This is a genomic window from Photobacterium ganghwense (genome assembly GCF_003025595.1).
GTDB classification, from domain to species: Bacteria; Pseudomonadota; Gammaproteobacteria; order Enterobacterales; family Vibrionaceae; genus Photobacterium; species Photobacterium ganghwense.
Window position 1 is genome coordinate 13,533 of record NZ_PYMI01000013.1, and the last position, 16,733, is coordinate 30,265.

The 16,733-nt window shown below is 56.5% G+C and carries 15 protein-coding genes; 11 read left to right on the plus strand and 4 right to left on the minus strand.

Annotated elements, in window-relative coordinates; translation table 11 throughout:
- The first annotated feature begins 4 nt into the window (after positions 1-4).
- On the plus strand, positions 5-1,450 hold the full coding sequence (locus tag C9I92_RS24080) for a TrkH family potassium uptake protein (protein ID WP_047887473.1): 1,446 nt from the start codon (positions 5-7) through the stop codon (positions 1,448-1,450).
- A gap of 82 nt (positions 1,451-1,532) precedes the next feature.
- Here C9I92_RS24080 and trhA read toward each other — a convergent pair whose 3' ends face one another.
- The 3 genes from trhA to C9I92_RS24095 all read right to left on the minus strand — a co-directional run bounded on the left by trhA (position 1,533) and on the right by C9I92_RS24095 (position 3,965).
- Positions 1,533-2,192, minus strand: coding sequence for a PAQR family membrane homeostasis protein TrhA (gene trhA, locus C9I92_RS24085; RefSeq protein WP_047887474.1), 660 nt, complete (start codon positions 2,190-2,192; stop codon positions 1,533-1,535).
- Positions 2,193-2,342: 150 nt separating this feature from the next.
- Positions 2,343-3,131 (minus strand): sporulation protein, encoded by a 789-nt coding sequence (locus tag C9I92_RS24090; RefSeq protein ID WP_047887475.1) that lies wholly within the window; start codon positions 3,129-3,131, stop codon positions 2,343-2,345.
- 156 nt (positions 3,132-3,287) lie between these two features.
- On the minus strand, positions 3,288-3,965 hold the full coding sequence (locus C9I92_RS24095) for a FadR/GntR family transcriptional regulator (protein WP_047887476.1): 678 nt from the start codon (positions 3,963-3,965) through the stop codon (positions 3,288-3,290).
- Between the two features lie 345 nt (positions 3,966-4,310).
- Here C9I92_RS24095 and C9I92_RS25505 point away from each other — a divergent pair, with 345 nt between their 5' ends.
- From C9I92_RS25505 to C9I92_RS24115, 5 genes are all read left to right on the plus strand, one after another.
- Positions 4,311-4,484 carry a hypothetical protein gene (locus tag C9I92_RS25505; RefSeq protein WP_157038331.1) on the plus strand — a complete coding sequence of 58 codons (174 nt, stop codon included), beginning with the start codon at positions 4,311-4,313 and terminating at the stop codon, positions 4,482-4,484.
- A 133-nt stretch (positions 4,485-4,617) separates the two neighbouring features.
- Positions 4,618-4,884 carry a YihD family protein gene (locus C9I92_RS24100; RefSeq protein ID WP_047887477.1) on the plus strand — a complete coding sequence of 89 codons (267 nt, stop codon included), beginning with the start codon at positions 4,618-4,620 and terminating at the stop codon, positions 4,882-4,884.
- Positions 4,885-5,161: 277 nt separating this feature from the next.
- A complete protein-coding gene (gene ccoG / locus C9I92_RS24105) occupies positions 5,162-6,583 on the plus strand; it encodes a cytochrome c oxidase accessory protein CcoG (RefSeq protein ID WP_047887478.1) in 1,422 nt (473 codons plus the stop codon).
- Positions 6,584-6,692: 109 nt separating this feature from the next.
- Complete coding sequence (locus C9I92_RS24110) at positions 6,693-7,682, plus strand: serine/threonine protein kinase (RefSeq protein ID WP_047887479.1); 990 nt, start codon at positions 6,693-6,695, stop codon at positions 7,680-7,682.
- Positions 7,683-7,753: 71 nt separating this feature from the next.
- Entirely contained in the window at positions 7,754-8,356 is a 603-nt protein-coding gene (locus tag C9I92_RS24115) for a thiol:disulfide interchange protein DsbA/DsbL (protein ID WP_047887480.1), read from the plus strand.
- 81 nt (positions 8,357-8,437) lie between these two features.
- Here the strand turns inward: C9I92_RS24115 and C9I92_RS24120 are convergent, their stop codons facing one another.
- Positions 8,438-9,967 carry a YifB family Mg chelatase-like AAA ATPase gene (locus C9I92_RS24120; RefSeq protein ID WP_047887481.1) on the minus strand — a complete coding sequence of 510 codons (1,530 nt, stop codon included), beginning with the start codon at positions 9,965-9,967 and terminating at the stop codon, positions 8,438-8,440.
- A gap of 406 nt (positions 9,968-10,373) precedes the next feature.
- Between C9I92_RS24120 and ilvG the strand changes: the two genes are divergently transcribed.
- From ilvG to ilvA, 5 genes are all read left to right on the plus strand, one after another.
- Complete coding sequence (gene ilvG / locus C9I92_RS24125) at positions 10,374-12,020, plus strand: acetolactate synthase 2 catalytic subunit (protein ID WP_047887482.1); 1,647 nt, start codon at positions 10,374-10,376, stop codon at positions 12,018-12,020.
- Complete coding sequence (ilvM, locus tag C9I92_RS24130; RefSeq protein WP_047887483.1) at positions 12,020-12,268, plus strand: acetolactate synthase 2 small subunit; 249 nt, start codon at positions 12,020-12,022, stop codon at positions 12,266-12,268. The genes ilvG and ilvM overlap by 1 nt, the downstream gene beginning before the upstream one ends.
- A gap of 20 nt (positions 12,269-12,288) precedes the next feature.
- A complete protein-coding gene (gene ilvE, locus C9I92_RS24135; RefSeq protein WP_047887484.1) occupies positions 12,289-13,224 on the plus strand; it encodes a branched-chain-amino-acid transaminase in 936 nt (311 codons plus the stop codon).
- A gap of 68 nt (positions 13,225-13,292) precedes the next feature.
- Positions 13,293-15,134 (plus strand): dihydroxy-acid dehydratase, encoded by a 1,842-nt coding sequence (gene ilvD, locus C9I92_RS24140; RefSeq protein ID WP_047887485.1) that lies wholly within the window; start codon positions 13,293-13,295, stop codon positions 15,132-15,134.
- Positions 15,135-15,140: 6 nt separating this feature from the next.
- On the plus strand, positions 15,141-16,694 hold the full coding sequence (ilvA, locus tag C9I92_RS24145) for a threonine ammonia-lyase, biosynthetic (RefSeq protein ID WP_047887530.1): 1,554 nt from the start codon (positions 15,141-15,143) through the stop codon (positions 16,692-16,694).
- Positions 16,695-16,733: the final 39 nt, after the last annotated feature.

Below are 16,733 nucleotides of genomic sequence, written 5' to 3' on the forward strand. Positions count from 1 at the left end.
TACTATGGTCAATTATCGTCCCATCCTCTTCGTGATCGGGCTGGTGCTGTCAAAGATCGCCCTGTTCATGTATGTCCCGACCCTGGTGGCGTTTGTCACCGGGACAGCGGGCTTTATCGACTTCGCAACGGCGGTGCTGATCACCCACGTGGTCGCTTTTCTGTGCCTGACATTTGGCCGGACCGACGAGTTCAAGCTCGGGGTACGCGATATGTTCATGATCACTACCCTGGTCTGGACTATCGCCAGCGCCTTCGCCGCACTGCCGTTTGTGTTCATCAACCATATCAGTTTTACCGATGCCTATTTCGAGACCATGTCGGGGATCACCACGACCGGTTCGACGGTGCTGAGCGGATTGGATGACATGGCACCGAGTATCCTGCTGTGGCGTTCGACATTGCAGTGGCTCGGCGGGGTCGGATTCATCGTCATGGGGGTGGCCATCCTGCCGATGCTGAACGTGGGCGGGATGCGGCTGTTCCAAACCGAATCGTCCGACTGGTCGGAAAAAAGTTCACCGCGAACTAAAAGCGTGGCCAAAAATATCGTCAACGTGTATCTGTGCCTGACCGGGTTGTGCTTTGTCGGTTACCTGATGGCCGGAATGAACACCTTTGATGCCATTAACCACGCCTTCACCACCTTGTCGACCGGCGGTTACTCCACTTCCGATGGCTCCATGAACCACTTCTCCAATGCCGCCCACTGGGTGGCCATCGTGTTCATGTTTGCCGGAGGCCTGCCGTTCCTGCTGTTTGTTCAGGTGCTGCGGAAAAAACACCCGCGAACCCTGCTCAAAGATGCCCAGGTACAAGGCTTTACCCTGCTGGTGCTGTGTGCTGGTCTGGCGGTCGCCCTGTGGCTGACGTGGCAGCGCGACTACCCGTTTGCCGATGCTTTCCGGGTCTCGTTGTTCAACATTATCTCAGTCGTCACCACCACCGGCTTCGGTCTGGACGATTTCAGCTCCTGGGGGCCATTCCCGACCATCGTGTTTGCATTCATGATGCTGGTCGGCGGCTGCTCCGGCTCCACTGCCGGCGGGGTCAAAATCTTCCGTTTCCAGGTCGCGTTTGCGCTGCTGCGCAAGCAGATGATGCAGCTGATTCATCCTTCCGGGGTGTTCATCCAGCGCTATAACGGGCGTCCGGTTACCGACGGTATCGTACGCTCTGTCGTGGCCTTTGCCCTGACCTTCATTCTGACCATCGTGATTGTGGCGGCTGTGCTGGGCATGCAAGGGCTGGATGCCATCACCAGTATCACCGGGGCGATGACCGCGGTGGCCAACGTTGGTCCCGGCATGGGAGAGGTAATCGGCCCGACCGGTAACTTCGCGACCTTACCGGATATGGCGAAATGGACCCTGAGCCTAGGCATGCTGATGGGGCGTCTGGAAATTCTGACCGTGCTGGTGTTGTTCTTCCCGGCCTTCTGGCGCAACTGAGCCTCAGAATAAATAAAGCCCCAAACGAAAAAGAGAGCCGCATGGCTCTCTTTTCTATTTCCCGTCTCTGATGGTCATCCCCTCAAACCGGGTCAACATAGAAGTAGATTGCCAGAAAATGGCAGACCGTGCCGCCCAGCACAAACACATGCCAAATCGCATGGTTAAACGGAATGCGCTGATTGACATAAAACAGCACCCCGAGCGAGTAAATCACCCCGCCGGCCGCCAGGAGCACCAGCCCGCCGGTCTCCAGCGACATTGCCAGTGGATACACGGCAATCAGTGACAACCAGCCCATCGCCAGGTACGTGGCCAATGACAGCCGCTTAAAGCGGTACACAAAAACAATTTTGACCAACATCCCAAGCAGGGCAATCAGCCAGATCACCGCCATCAGGGTAATGGCCAGCGGGGTCCGCAGGGTGATCAGCAGGAAAGGGGTATATGTGCCGGCGATCAGCAGGTAAATGGCACAGTGGTCGAAAGTTTTCAGGGCCCGCTTGGCACGGGCAAACGGAATGGCATGATAGAGGGTCGAGGCCAGGTACAGCACGATCATGCTGCCGCCATAAATACTCAGACTGGTAATACTCAGTGCATCAGCATCGGCCTGCACCGCCTGCATCAGCAACAGCACCAGCCCGACGATGCCAAAAATCATCCCCAGGCCGTGACTGATACTGTTTGCCACTTCCTCTGCGACCGAATAGCCGGATCGCAAAGTCAATGATTTCGCCATGTTCGCGCTCCCTTTCACTGTCCCGAAAATCCCCGCCGCACGCTTGCGGCAAGGCCATATTGCATATTGTTTTCGGCAGTATGGCACACTTTAGCTTACACGTGTAAGCTAAATTTTCAGGGGCAGGATCCGACGCAAAGGGAGTTAAGTTCAGGTGTGCTGATCAAGGAATTCCAGCACCATCTCACCAGCCTGCTGTGGGTGCATACCCGTTGGTAGTTCCAGGTAACGCTTCAGTTCGCCGCGCCCCAGCAAGCTCGACAGCATGCCGCTAAACCCGTTCTGGCGACGATCGACCTCAAACCACAACTGCAATGCCTGCTCATCGCGGTAGGCTACAATCTCCAGCTCGCGCCAGCGCCCGTGGTACGGACCGGAGACCGGCACAAACTCAAACTCCTGTACAAACGGCAGGGCAAAGTTTTTCGCCGCCTCGCACTCGACCTGGCGAATGCGCAGCCCGGCCAGCTCCAGCGCAGTAAACACTCCATCCATCAACGGATCCGGACGGACAGTCAGGCGATCCTTGTCTTTCGGGTCAACGGCCATCGGAATATCCAGATGGGTTTCCAGCCACACCTTGGCATCCCCGATGGTTATCGGGGTATTGAACGGCAGCTCCAGCGTGGCCGAAAACTGGCGCTCTTCGTTGGCCTGAATTTCGAAGGCGTAGGGCAGGGACCATTCCGCCAGTTTACACACCTGGGTAATGGTTTCTTTACGGTGCTGGTTGTCACCGCGGCTGCTTTCCACTTCCTCGCGGTAGTGGCAGCAGAGGTAGAGATCAATATTATCGATCTGCTGGCTGACCTTCCCGCCGTGTATCTGGATCTCCACCTGCAGGTTACCGCCGGGGATCAGTACGTCCTGGTGAACCAACGTATCAACCCGGGCCGAGCCTATTCCCAGGCTAGCCAGGCTTTTTCGGAACAATGACATCAGGCATCTCCTTTGCGCCGGCAACGCCGTGCTGGGCCCTGCCGAAACGATATGAATTCCTATTAATATTGCAGCGAACCGGCGCCGCCTGCAAGCACCGTGATGGAAGCGACGTCACGCCCATAAAAAAACGAAGCCGTGGCTTCGTTTTTTGTTTCACTTTAGCAACTCAATGGTCGCCTGGCGGGCCGCATCCGGATCCCGCGCCATGATGCCATCAACCACTTGCTGGTGCAGCTCCAGCTTGAGCAACCGGTCGCGGATTATCACCCGGAAATAATTTTCAAACACCGCCTTGAACAGGTTGCCAAACGGGCTGATAAAGTGATTGCCGGAAGCAAAATAAATCAGCTGATGGAACCGGGTATCCACATCGACCCAACGCTCCTGATCGAAGTGCTCACCCAGCTCATGCATTTCCACCATCAGGGCACACAGCTGCGCACGATCAGCCTCACTGGCATTCAGGGCAGTTAACGCCGCGGCTTCCGGTTCCAGCGTGATACGGACGCGCTGAAACTCTGAGACCAGTTCTTCGTGCTGATCGAAATTGAGCCAGGCCAGTAAATCCTGATCCAGATAATTCCAGTTGCGCTTTGGCAGTACCCGGGTACCGATACGCGGGCGGGGCAGAACCATCCCTTTGGCCGCCAGCATTTTGATCGCTTCGCGAATGGCAGTCCGGCTGACACCATACATTTCTCCCAGCTCAACTTCGCCGGGCAAGATCTCACCAGGAGCCGGTTCGCCGCGCAGAATCTTCTGTCCGATCGCTTCAGCCAGTTTATATGACAGGTTACGGCTGGTGACCTGACGTTGCAGATCGTGATCCATTTACTTCCTCCAGAGGCTCTTGTTATTGACCTGCCTGTCAATCTTTAGCAGGCGTTTATTGCCAGTCAGCCGCATTAGACCACAAAGCCGCGCCGGTGCAACGGCTTATCTTCTCAGATGGCGAGCTTGCTAACAGTTCGGGTGCAAAATCCCGGCCGGACAAAACGGAAAAACCTTAATCAATATGCCGGATTAATACTCGACTTGCGCATAGGTAACTGCTATTCTCGCGGCGAAAAAAACAATGTCTTATTTATTTCCGCTGAGGAACGGCCCAGCCAGCATGAGCAAGCGGAAATACACCATAAACCCTGGCCACGGATGAGCCTGACTTGTAGGTAAACCATGCGCCCAACCTCCTTTGTCAGGTACAGCACTCCACGCAGTCCTTCCCGTCTGCGCAGTACCTTTCACGCTCCAACGGTAAAACCAAAACAACCGCAGACAACGCTGACTGCCGTACCGACCGCTTCCCCGGTCGTCAACCCGATGCCAGCCAGCGCTGAGCAAGCGGCATAACCGGTCCGACAGGCAGCTTAGGCTGCCTGTGCTTTTTTCTGTCCCACCGGTTGGTATCACGCCGGAGAATGGTATACTTTTTACCCTTATAAAAAGTACGACATTACCCCAGCCTTTATTTGCGGAGCCTGTTATGAAAACCCATCGCGTCAACGAGCTGATCGAGCTGCTTCATCCGGAATGGCAGAAAGACCCAGACCTTAACCTGGTTGAGTTTCTGCTTAAGCTGGCGGAAGAAGCCAAGTACCAGGGCAAGCTGGAAGACCTGACCGACGATGTGCTGATTTACCACCTGAAAATGCGCAATGCGGACAAGCAGGCGATGATCCCGGGCATCGCCAAAGACTGCGAGGAAGATTTTAAAACCGCCATTCTTCGCGCCCGTGGCATCATTAAGTAATCACACAATCTTATCCGCCAGTGCCCACTCACCGCCGGCACTGGGCGGTGCCTTTTGTCCTTTCCCTTTTATTAATTTTCCTTCTGTTATAGTCCTTTAGCACCCATTCTGTATCTGTTGCTCAAACTATGACCTTGCTAGAGTTATCGCTCCAGCGGCTGAGATATAATCGCTCGATAACATTCTGTTACGAATGACACAATCGGCTCGGCAATGTACCGGCCGTCAACCCCTGACTATAGTTACCCATAGGGGGCTACCCAAGGAAAGTAATGTCATGAGCCAAGAGAAAATCAAGATCAAGGATATCACCCCGCCCACGTTCAACCCCAAAACGCATAAAGGGGAGGCGGATCGCTTCAATCCGAACAACCGGATTTACGTCCGGGCCGTAAAAGGGATTTACCAGCAACTGCGCCAACGTATGGGCTGGCTGCTGATGCTGCTGTTTTTGGGCCTGCCGTGGATCCCGTACGGTGATCGCCAGGCCATCCTGCTCGATATCGGGCAACAGCAGTTTAATTTCTTCGGCACCACCCTGTGGCCGCAGGATCTGACCCTGCTGGCGACCCTGTTTATGATCGCGGCCTTTGCCCTGTTTTTTGTCACCACCTTCCTCGGCCGGGTCTGGTGCGGTTATTTCTGCCCGCAAACCGTATGGACCTTCATCTATATCTGGTTTGAGGAAAAGCTGGAAGGGCCGGCCAACAAACGACGCAAGCAAGATAGCATCGCGCCCACTGCCAAACTGATGGGACGCAAGGTACTCAAGCATATCGCCTGGCTGGCGGTTGCGCTGGTCACCGGGCTGACCTTTGTCGGTTACTTCCTGCCGGTCAAAGCGTTGTTTATCGACTTTTTCACGTTCAACACCAGCTTCTGGGCTGGCTTTTGGGTGCTGTTTTTTGCTGGCTGTACCTATGCCAATGCCGGTTGGATGCGCTCCATCGTCTGCATCCATATGTGCCCGTACGCCCGCTTCCAGTCAGCGATGTTCGATAAAGACACCTACATTGTCGGCTACGATGTGGCACGCGGTGAAACCCGCGGCCCGCGCTCACGCAAGAAAGATCCGAAAGAGCTCGGACTGGGAGACTGTATCGACTGTAACCTGTGTGTTCAGGTCTGCCCGACCGGGATCGACATCCGGGACGGCCTGCAGTACGAATGCATCAACTGCGGTGCCTGTATCGATGCCTGTGACGAAACCATGGAGCGGATGGGATATGAAAAACGTCTGATCAGCTACACCACCGAGCACAAGCTGGAAGGCAAGAAGACCCATGTGATGCGGCCGAAGCTGCTCGGCTACGGGGTCGTGATGGTTGCCATGGTGGGCCTGTTCTTCTACTTACTGGCGTCGATTCAGCCCATGGGGCTGGACGTACTGCGTGACCGCAACCAGTTGTTCCGGGAAAACTCGGAAGGGTTGGTCGAGAACACCTACACCCTGAAGATTCTGAACAAGACGCAACAGCCGGCCGTTTTCACCCTGACCGCCAGCGGCCTGGAAGATATCAAATGGTATGGCCCGAGCAAGGTCACCGTGTCGGCCGGTGAGGTTTACTCTCTACCGATCAGCCTGGGGGTTGACCCGTATGTGATGGAGAGCAGCATTGCCGATATTACATTCACGCTAACCCGTGAAGACGGCACCAGCATCAGCACAGAAAGCCGCTTTATCGGCGATCTTCGCTAACCCCCACGCCTGGATTCGTCCGCGCCACAGCAACACAGACAGGGCCTTTTCCGGCCCTGTCTTATTATGGTGGTATACTTGTGCCATCTGTAGCTTGCGGAAATTATCCATGACCACCCCACAAGGTTTTAGTTTTGCCGATCTCAGCCCGGACCTGCTGCTCGATGCCCTCGACAGCACCGGGATTCGGGCCGAATCCGGCCTGCTTGCCCTTAACAGCTATGAAAACCGGGTCTACCAGTTTACGGCTGAAGATGGCGCGCGTTACGTCACCAAGTTTTACCGTCCCCAGCGCTGGAGCGATGCCCAGATTCTGGAAGAGCATCAGTTCACCCTCGAACTGGCCGAGCAGGATATTCCGGTCGCCGCGCCTCTGGTCCATAACGGCAGCACCCTGCATCATTACCAGGGACACCGTTTCGCGCTGTTTCCCAGCCTGGGCGGGCGCCAGTTTGAAGTGGATAATCTCGATCAGCTGGAGTGGGTCGGCCGCTTTATGGGCCGGGTGCACAGCGTCGGCCAGAAACAGGCCTTTGCCCACCGCCCGACGCTGGGACTGGAGGAATACCTGTATCAGCCGCGTCGCCAGCTCGAGCAGGCCGACTTTATTCCGGATCACCTGAAAGCTGCGTTCTTCAATGATCTGGACTTCCTGATTCGCGAAATCGAACAACACTGGGACAACAGCTGGCAAAGTATCCGCCTGCACGGCGATTGCCATCCCGGCAACATTTTGTGGCGGGACGGGCCACTGTTTGTGGATCTAGACGACGCCCGTAACGGCCCGGCCATTCAGGATTTATGGATGCTGCTGAACGGCGAACGCCAGGATAAACTGGTACAGTTAGATACCCTGCTGGAAGCCTATGGCGAATTTGCCGATTTTGATGTTAACCAATTGAAACTGATTGAGCCTTTGCGCGGTCTTAGAATGGTGCACTACATGGCTTGGCTGGCAAAACGGTGGGAAGACCCGGCGTTTCCGCAGGCTTTCCCGTGGTTTGCGGATGCAAAATACTGGGAAGGGCAAGTACTGGCGTTCAAGGAGCAGCTGGCAGCACTCAATGAACCGCCATTGCAGCTGATGCCGCAATGGTAATCACCATAAACCAACAAACCGGGCAACACCGCCTGTAAGTTCAGTTATTATTTCAGGGAGTTACAAGAAACATGTTAAAGAAAATTCTGGCTTTCGCCAGCATCGCACTGCTATCACTATCCGTTCAGGCGGCAAAATTTACCGAAGGCGACTACTACAAAGTGCTCGACCTGCCAAAATCCAGCACCCCGGTCGTCACCGAGTTTTTCTCGTTCTACTGCCCACACTGCCATAACTTCGAGCCGATGATCCAGCAGCTGAAAAAAGCCCTGCCGGACAATGCCAAGCTGCAGAAAAATCATGTTTCTTTCATGGGCGGCGCGATGGGCACATCTATGAGTAAAGCCTATGCCACGTCAGTGGTTCTGGGTGTGGAAGACAAGATGATTCCGGTGCTGTTTGCCCGCATTCACGACATGAACAAACCGCCACGCAATGACGAAGAACTGCGCCAGATCTTCATCGACGAAGGCGTAAAAGCGGAAGACTTTGACGGTGCATTCAACAGCTTTGCCGTCAACTCCATGGTAAACCGCTTCAATAAAGCGTTTAAAGACAGCGGTCTGACCGGCGTGCCAGCCGTCGTGGTCAATAACAAGTACCTGGTGCAAACCAGCAATATCCGCTCTGCCGATGAGTACTTCGAACTGGTCAACTTCCTGCTGACCAAATAAGTGCTCCGCACACCACGGAAAACAGGGCCTCAGGCCCTGTTTTTGTTTCTGCGGCTGATACCTGTTGCGTTGCAGCTCCTTTTAAACCATTTGAGCTGACAACTGTTTCAATAACCGATCCATCGCCCGGTAACCGAGCGCTTCCGCCAGATGAGCTCGGCTGATCCGCTCACACCCGGCTAAATCAGCAATGGTGCGCGCCACCTTGATAATACGGTGATAGGCCCGAATCGATAAACCAAGCTGGTGCAAGGCGGTTTCCAGAAACTCCGCATCCGGCTTATCCAGCGCGCAATACTTGTCCAGCTCCCGAGTCGAAAGCAGGGCATTCACCCGTCCGGCACGCCCTTGCATGATATCCCGCGCCTGCGCCACCCGTTGGCGGATCACCACACTCGGCTCCCCCCGATCGCCCCCATCCGCCAGTGTGCCGCGCGGCAGGGCCGGGATCTCAATCGACATATCGAAACGATCCAGCAACGGGCCAGACAGCCGCCCCAGATAGCGCAAGATCGCCTGCGGGTTGGTGCGTGCCTGACTGCCTTCGTAGTAGCCGGTCGGGCTGGGATTTAATGCCCCAATCAGCTGAAAGCGAGCCGGAAACGTCATTTTGCTGGTGGCTCGGGAGATCACAATCTCGCCGGATTCCAGCGGTTCACGTAAAGAATCCAGCACTTTACGTTCAAATTCCGGCATTTCATCCAAAAACAGGATCCCGTTATGCGCCAGGGAAATTTCCCCCGGCCGGGGCACCGAGCCCCCGCCCACCAGCGCCGCCATCGAGCTGGAATGGTGCGGTGTCCTGAAAGGCCGACGCCGCCAGTTGCCTTCGTGAATGCTCTGTTGAGTCAGCGACGCCACGGCCGCTGTTTCCATGGCTTCCGCGACCGTCATGTCGGGCAACAGATCGCACAATCGTGACGCAAGCATGGTTTTTCCGGTTCCAGGCGGCCCCAAAAAGAGCAGGTTGTGCCCGCCGGCCGCGGCAATTTCCAGCGCCCGTTTCCCTTGCTGCTGACCAATGATGTCCTGCATGTCGCGGGACACGCCACTCGGTGGCGGGTCTTCATGCGGGGCCGAACAGCTGAGCGAGAGGCTAGCCTGTCCGCACAAATGGCCACATACCGCCAGCAAGGACGGGGCCGATTTGTGGAGAGCCTCCCCCACCAGCGCCACCTGATTGCCGTTCTGATCCGGGACGACCAGGCACCGTCCGGCCTGCTTGGCCGCGAGCGCCGCAGGCAACGCTCCCTTGACCGGACGCAGCTCCCCCGACAGGGCTAACTCCCCCAAAAACTCGGTATTTTGCAGTGATGTATCAGGGATTTGGCCGGAAGCGGCGAGTATCCCCAACGCAATCGGCAGGTCAAACCGTCCGCCTTCCTTGGGTAAATCCGCCGGTGCCAGATTGACCGTGATCCGCCGGGACGGGAACTCAAACCCGGCGTTGACAATCGCACTGCGGACCCGATCCTTGGCCTCTTTCACACTGGTTTCCGGCAACCCCACCAGTGCCAGTGCCGGCATTCCGTTACTGATATGGACTTCCACCGTCACCGGCGGCGCTTCCACTCCCACACACGCTCGACTATGGACAATAGCAAGGTTCATGAATCACCATTCTGTTGATACTTTAATCAGATAAGTTAATGAAATTCATAGACTATGTGGCTTAAGTAACCTTTTTTTGTCTACTCGCTGTACAAAAAAGCGAAAGTTTTTGCTTGTCATGCGAGCGATGTCTGTGTTACCACTTAGTAAACACAACATAGAAACATAAAAAACCGGACAGACAGTCAATGCAATTTAACGCCAATGTTCTCCTTCTCATTATTAACGTCATCGTGGTGATTATTTCATCGCGAGGGGGACGAGCAGGCGTAAATTAGCAATCACATGCAAACACGCAAACAGCCCCCGCAGCCAACCAGCTCCGGGGGCTTTTTTGTGAACAATAACCAAGAATTCGCTGAATAATTCAGCGCATCGCCAACAGGGACAACAAGGGAGAGCAGCGATGACAGGAGCAGAGTTAGTCGTACAAGCGCTGCAACAGCAGGGGATCACAACAATTTTTGGCTATCCGGGCGGCGCAATCATGCCGATTTACGATGCCCTCTACGGCAGTGAAGTGGAACACATCCTCTGCCGTCATGAACAGGGAGCCGCCATGGCCGCCATCGGGATGGCAAGAGCTACACAAAGCGTCGCGGTCTGCATGGCCACATCCGGCCCGGGGGCGACGAACCTGGTCACTGGTCTGGCTGATGCCTTCCTCGATTCTGTCCCGCTGGTGGCGATCACCGGCCAGGTTGCCAGCTCTCACATCGGTACGGATGCCTTCCAGGAGATGGATGTGATCGGAATGTCGCTAGCCTGTACCAAACACAGCTACCTGGTGACCGATATCCATGAACTGGCCCCGACCCTGGCGGAAGCGTTTGAAGTTGCCCGCACCGGCCGTCCCGGCCCGGTACTGGTAGATATCGCAAAAGACGTGCAGCTGGCCGAGGCACCGGTCACGACCTTGCCGCTGTTCACTCCTCCTGCTCTCCCGGAAGTGACTACCGAGGCACTGGCCGCAGCCCAGCAGCTTTTGGCTGACAGCCAACGCCCGGTGTTGTATGTCGGCGGCGGGGTGCAACTGGCCCACGCCACCCACACGGTACGCGCCTTCCTGGCCATGAACCCAATGCCGGCGGTCAGCACCCTGAAAGGGCTGGGCACCATCGAGCGCCATCACCCGCATTATCTTGGCATGCTGGGGATGCACGGCACCAAAGCAGCCAATCTGGTCGTGCAGGAATGTGATCTGCTCATCGCCGTTGGAGCCCGCTTTGATGACCGGGTGACCGGCAAGCTGGAAACCTTCGCGCCGCATGCCAAAGTGATCCATATAGACATTGATGCCGCCGAAATCAACAAACTGCGCCATGCCCATGCCCCGCTGCGCGGGGACATCAACCAGGTGCTGCCGCAGTTGGAACTGGCGCAGGATATCAGTGAATGGGTCACCCACTGCGATACCCTGCGTACCCGTTTCAAGTGGCGTTACGACCACCCGGGCGAACGTATCTACGCCCCGAAAATGCTGAAACAGCTCTCCGATATGATGCCGGACAGCGCCATGGTGTCGACCGATGTCGGCCAGCACCAGATGTGGGCCGCGCAGCACATTCAGCCACGAGAACCTGAGAACTACATCACTTCTGCGGGTCTGGGCACCATGGGCTTCGGCCTGCCGGCAGCAATGGGCGCGAAAGTGGCCCGCCCGGAGGATGAATCAATCCTGATCTCCGGGGACGGCTCTTTCATGATGAATGTGCAGGAACTGGGCACCCTGAAACGCCGCCAGATCCCTGTCAAAATGGTGCTGATTGATAACCAGCGACTGGGAATGGTACGCCAGTGGCAGTCGCTGTTCTTTGATGGCCGCCACAGTGAAACCCTGCTCGACGACAACCCGGATTTTGTCACGCTGGCCAGTGCCTTCGGGATTCCGGGCAAAACCATCACCCGCAAAGAAGACGTTGAACCGGCCCTGCAAACCATGCTGGCCAGTGACACCGCTTACCTGCTGCATGTGGTGATCGCCGAAGAAGACAACGTCTGGCCACTGGTTCCACCCGGTGCCGCCAACCAGGATATGCTGGAGAATACTTAATGGACCGATATTTACTCGACATCAAAGCGGATGATAAGCCAGTATTACTAGAGCGGATTTTACGCGTTATCCGCCACCGTGGTTTCATTATTAAGCAAGTGAATGCGACGCAAAACCATGAAAGCAAGATCGCCACTATCGCAATTCTTGTGGACAGTGACCGTCCCATTTCAACCCTCATCAATCAAATTGAAAAACTGTGGGACGTCCTGAGCGTTGAAACCACGCTCATTGATAACCGAGATTAGTTTTTAAGGAAGGAACAAACATGGCCAATACAGCGGAATTTATCTGGTTCAACGGTGAAATGATCCCTTGGGGCGACGCCAAAGTACACGTCCTGACCCACGCAATGCATTACGGCACGTCAGTCTTCGAGGGGATCCGCTGCTACAACACCCCGAACGGTCCCGCGGTGTTCCGTCATAAAGAGCACATGGACAGGCTGAAAAACTCGGCCAAGATTTACCGTTTCCCGATTCCGTACAGCACTGACGAACTGATGGAAGTGTGCCGGGAAACATTGCGCGTTAACCGCCTGGATTCTGCCTACATTCGCCCGCTGGCGTATGTCGGTAATGTAGGCCTGGGTGTCTGCCCACCGGTTGGCACAGAGATGGATGTCATGGTCGCGGCTTTCCCGTGGGGGTCTTACCTGGGTGAAGAAGCGCTGGAAAATGGCGTGGATGCAATGATCTCAAGCTGGCACCGCGCCGCACCGAACACCATCCCGACCGCTGCCAAGGCCGGTGGTAACTACCTGTCGTCTCTGCTGGTTGGCGGTGAAGCCCGTCGCCACGGCTATGCCGAAGGGATCGCCCTGAGCGTGGACGGCTACCTGTCGGAAGGTGCCGGTGAGAACCTGTTTGTGGTACGCAACGGCATTCTGTCGACCCCGCCGACCACCAGCGCCATCCTGCCGGGCATTACCCGTGACTCCATCATGGTCCTGGCCAAAGAAATGGGTTACGAAGTGCGTGAAGAGAACATTGCCCGCGAAGCCCTGTACCTGGCAGATGAAATCTTCATGACCGGTACGGCGGCAGAAATCGTACCGGTCCGCAGCGTGGATCAAATTACCGTCGGCGCCGGTAAACGCGGTCCGATCACCAAAGCCGTTCAGGAGGCATATTTCGGCCTGTTCAACGGCACCACGGAAGACAAATGGGGCTGGCTGGATTACATCTACCCGACTGACAAGTAACTGATAGACCCGGCCAGCAGCCTCGCTCACCGCTGCTGGCCAGACCCAACTGCAAAAGGATTGTTGTTATGCCCAAGTACCGCTCCGCCACCACCACTCACGGCCGTAATATGGCCGGTGCCCGCGCCCTGTGGCGTGCCACCGGTGTCAAAGACGAAGATTTCGGTAAACCGATTATTGCCGTGGTGAACTCATTCACCCAATTTGTTCCCGGCCACGTTCACCTCAAGGACCTCGGCCAACTGGTCGCCCGGGAAATTGAAGCTGCGGGCGGTATCGCCAAAGAATTCAACACAATTGCGATTGATGACGGGATTGCCATGGGCCACGGCGGGATGTTGTATTCGCTGCCGTCCCGTGAGCTGATTGCCGATTCCGTGGAATACATGGTCAATGCCCACTGTGCCGACGCCATGGTGTGTATCTCCAACTGTGACAAAATCACCCCGGGAATGCTGATGGCCTCTATGCGCCTCAATATTCCGGTGATTTTCGTTTCCGGCGGCCCGATGGAAGCCGGTAAAACCAAACTGTCGGATCAGATCCTCAAGCTGGATCTGGTCGATGCGATGATCCAGGGAGCCGATCCAACGGTTTCTGATGAACAAAGCGAGCAGATCGAGCGTTCCGCCTGTCCCACCTGCGGATCCTGCTCTGGCATGTTTACCGCCAACTCCATGAACTGTTTGACCGAAGCGCTGGGCCTGAGCCAGCCGGGGAATGGCTCACTGCTGGCGACCCATGCCGACCGCAAACAACTGTTTCTCAGCGCCGGTCAGCGAATTGTCACTCTGACCAAACGCTACTACGAGCAGGATGATGACAGCGTGCTGCCGCGCAACATCGCCAGCAAGCAGGCCTTCGAGAACGCCATGGCCCTTGATATCGCCATGGGCGGCTCAACCAATACCGTGCTCCATCTGCTGGCAGCCGCGCAGGAAGGCGAAGTGGACTTCACCATGACTGACATCGACCGGATGTCCCGCCAGGTCCCACACCTGTGTAAAGTCGCGCCGTCCACTCAGCAGTACCACATGGAAGATGTCCACCGTGCCGGTGGCGTGTACGGCATTCTTGCCGAGCTGGACCGTGCCGGTCTGCTGCACAGCCATTGCTACAACGTACTGGGCGAAACGTTCGCTGAATCCTTCAAGCATTTTGACGTCATGCAGACCGAGTCTGAAGACGTCAAAGCCTTCTACCGTGCCGGGCCGGCCGGCATCCGTACCACCCAGGCCTTCTCACAAGAATGCCGCTGGGACACCCTGGACGATGACCGCGAAAACGGCTGTATCCGCAACCACGAGCATGCGTTCAGCCAGGATGGCGGACTGGCGGTACTGTCCGGCAACATGGCACTGGATGGCTGTATCGTGAAAACCGCCGGGGTCGATGCCAGCATCCTGACCTTTACCGGGCCAGCTGTTGTGTTCGAGAGCCAGGAAACCGCCGTGGAAGGCATTCTGGGCGGTAAAGTCAAAGCCGGTGATGTGGTAGTGATCCGCTATGAAGGGCCGAAAGGCGGACCGGGCATGCAGGAAATGCTGTACCCGACCACCTACCTGAAGTCGATGGGACTGGGCAAAGCCTGTGCTCTGATCACGGACGGCCGTTTCTCCGGCGGCACCAGCGGCCTGTCAATTGGCCACGTCTCACCGGAAGCGGCCAACGGCGGCACCATCGGCCTGATCGAAGACGGCGATACCATTGCGATTGATATCCCGAACCGTTCGATCGACCTGTTGGTGGACGATGCCACCCTGGCGACACGTCGTGCGACGGCGGATCAGCGCGGCTGGAAACCGCTGGATCGCCAGCGTGAAGTGTCCTTCGCCCTGCGTGCCTACGCTAACCTGGCCACCAGCGCCGACAAAGGCGCAGTCCGCGATAAATCGAAACTGGAAGGATAACGAATGATGAGCGAAGCCACTCAGGCCAGAGAGGTCACTTTACCCAACGGCGCGGATTACCTTCGCGACATCCTTCGGGCTCCGGTGTATGAAGTTGCACAGGTCACGCCGCTGCAGGCCATGCCTCGTCTGGCGACCCGACTCGGCAACCAGATTCAGCTCAAACGAGAGGACCGCCAGCCGGTCCACTCTTTCAAGCTGCGCGGTGCCTACAACATGATGGCCCAGCTCACCGAGCCCCAGCGCCGCGCCGGGGTCATTGCGGCCTCAGCCGGCAACCACGCCCAAGGGCTGGCCATGTCGGGCAAACACCTCGGGGTTCAGGCCACGATTGTCATGCCGCGTACCACGCCGGATATCAAGGTCGACGCAGTGCGCAGCTTTGGCGGTCAAGTCGTGCTGCACGGCAGCAACTTTGACGAAGCCAAAGCCCACGCCGAGATGCTGGCGGGTCAGCACGGCTACACCTTTATTCCGCCGTTTGACCACCCGGCGGTCATTGCCGGACAGGGCACCATCGGGGTCGAGCTGGTGCAACAGAACGGCCACCTGGATTACATTTTCGTACCAGTCGGCGGCGGCGGTCTGGCAGCCGGGGTCGCGGTTCTGATCAAGCAGCTGATGCCGCAAATCAAAGTCATTGGGGTCGAAGCTGAAGATTCGGCCTGCCTGAAAGCAGCGCTCGATGCCGGTGAGCCAGTTACGCTGGATCAGGTCGGCATGTTTGCAGACGGGGTGGCGGTCAAGCGCATTGGCGAGGAAACGTTCCGTCTGTGCCAGCAGTATCTGGATGGCGTGATCACGGTCAGCAGCGATGAAATCTGCTCTGCCGTCAAAGATATTTTCGAGGATACCCGTGCGATTGCCGAGCCTTCCGGCGCGCTCTCGCTGGCCGGACTGAAAAAATATGTCGATAAGCACCAGCTCCGAAACAAGCAGCTGGCAGCTATCCTGTCCGGTGCCAACCTCAATTTCCACGGCCTGCGTTACGTCTCCGAACGCTGCGAGCTGGGCGAAAAACGGGAAGGATTGCTGGCCGTGACCATTCCGGAACGACCAGGGGCTTTTCTCGATTTCTGCCATCTACTGGGCGGCCGTGCGGTGACCGAGTTTAACTACCGTTATAACGATGACAGCCTGGCAAATGTGTTTGTCGGGGTGCGCCTGTTACAGGGGCAGGAAGAACTCGACAACATCATTGCGGACTTGCGCAAAGGCGGTTATCCGGTAGTGGATTTATCCGACGATGAGATGGCGAAAGTCCATGTCCGTTACATGATTGGCGGACGTCCGTCCAAGCCGCTCAAGGAGCGTCTCTACAGCTTCGAGTTCCCGGAATACCCAGGTGCGTTGCTGAAGTTCCTGACGACGCTGGGCACCCGCTGGAATATCAGTCTGTTCAATTACCGTAACCACGGGGCTGACTATGGCAGAGTGCTGTGCGGCTTTGAAATGGATGACGCCGATTTACTGTCGTTCACCAGCCACTTGCGCGAGCTGGGTTACAGCTGGAAGGACGAAACCGGTAACCAGGCGTACCAATTCTTCCTGGCACAGTGAGATCATCAACATAAACCATCGCGGCCCAGGTCTGGGCCA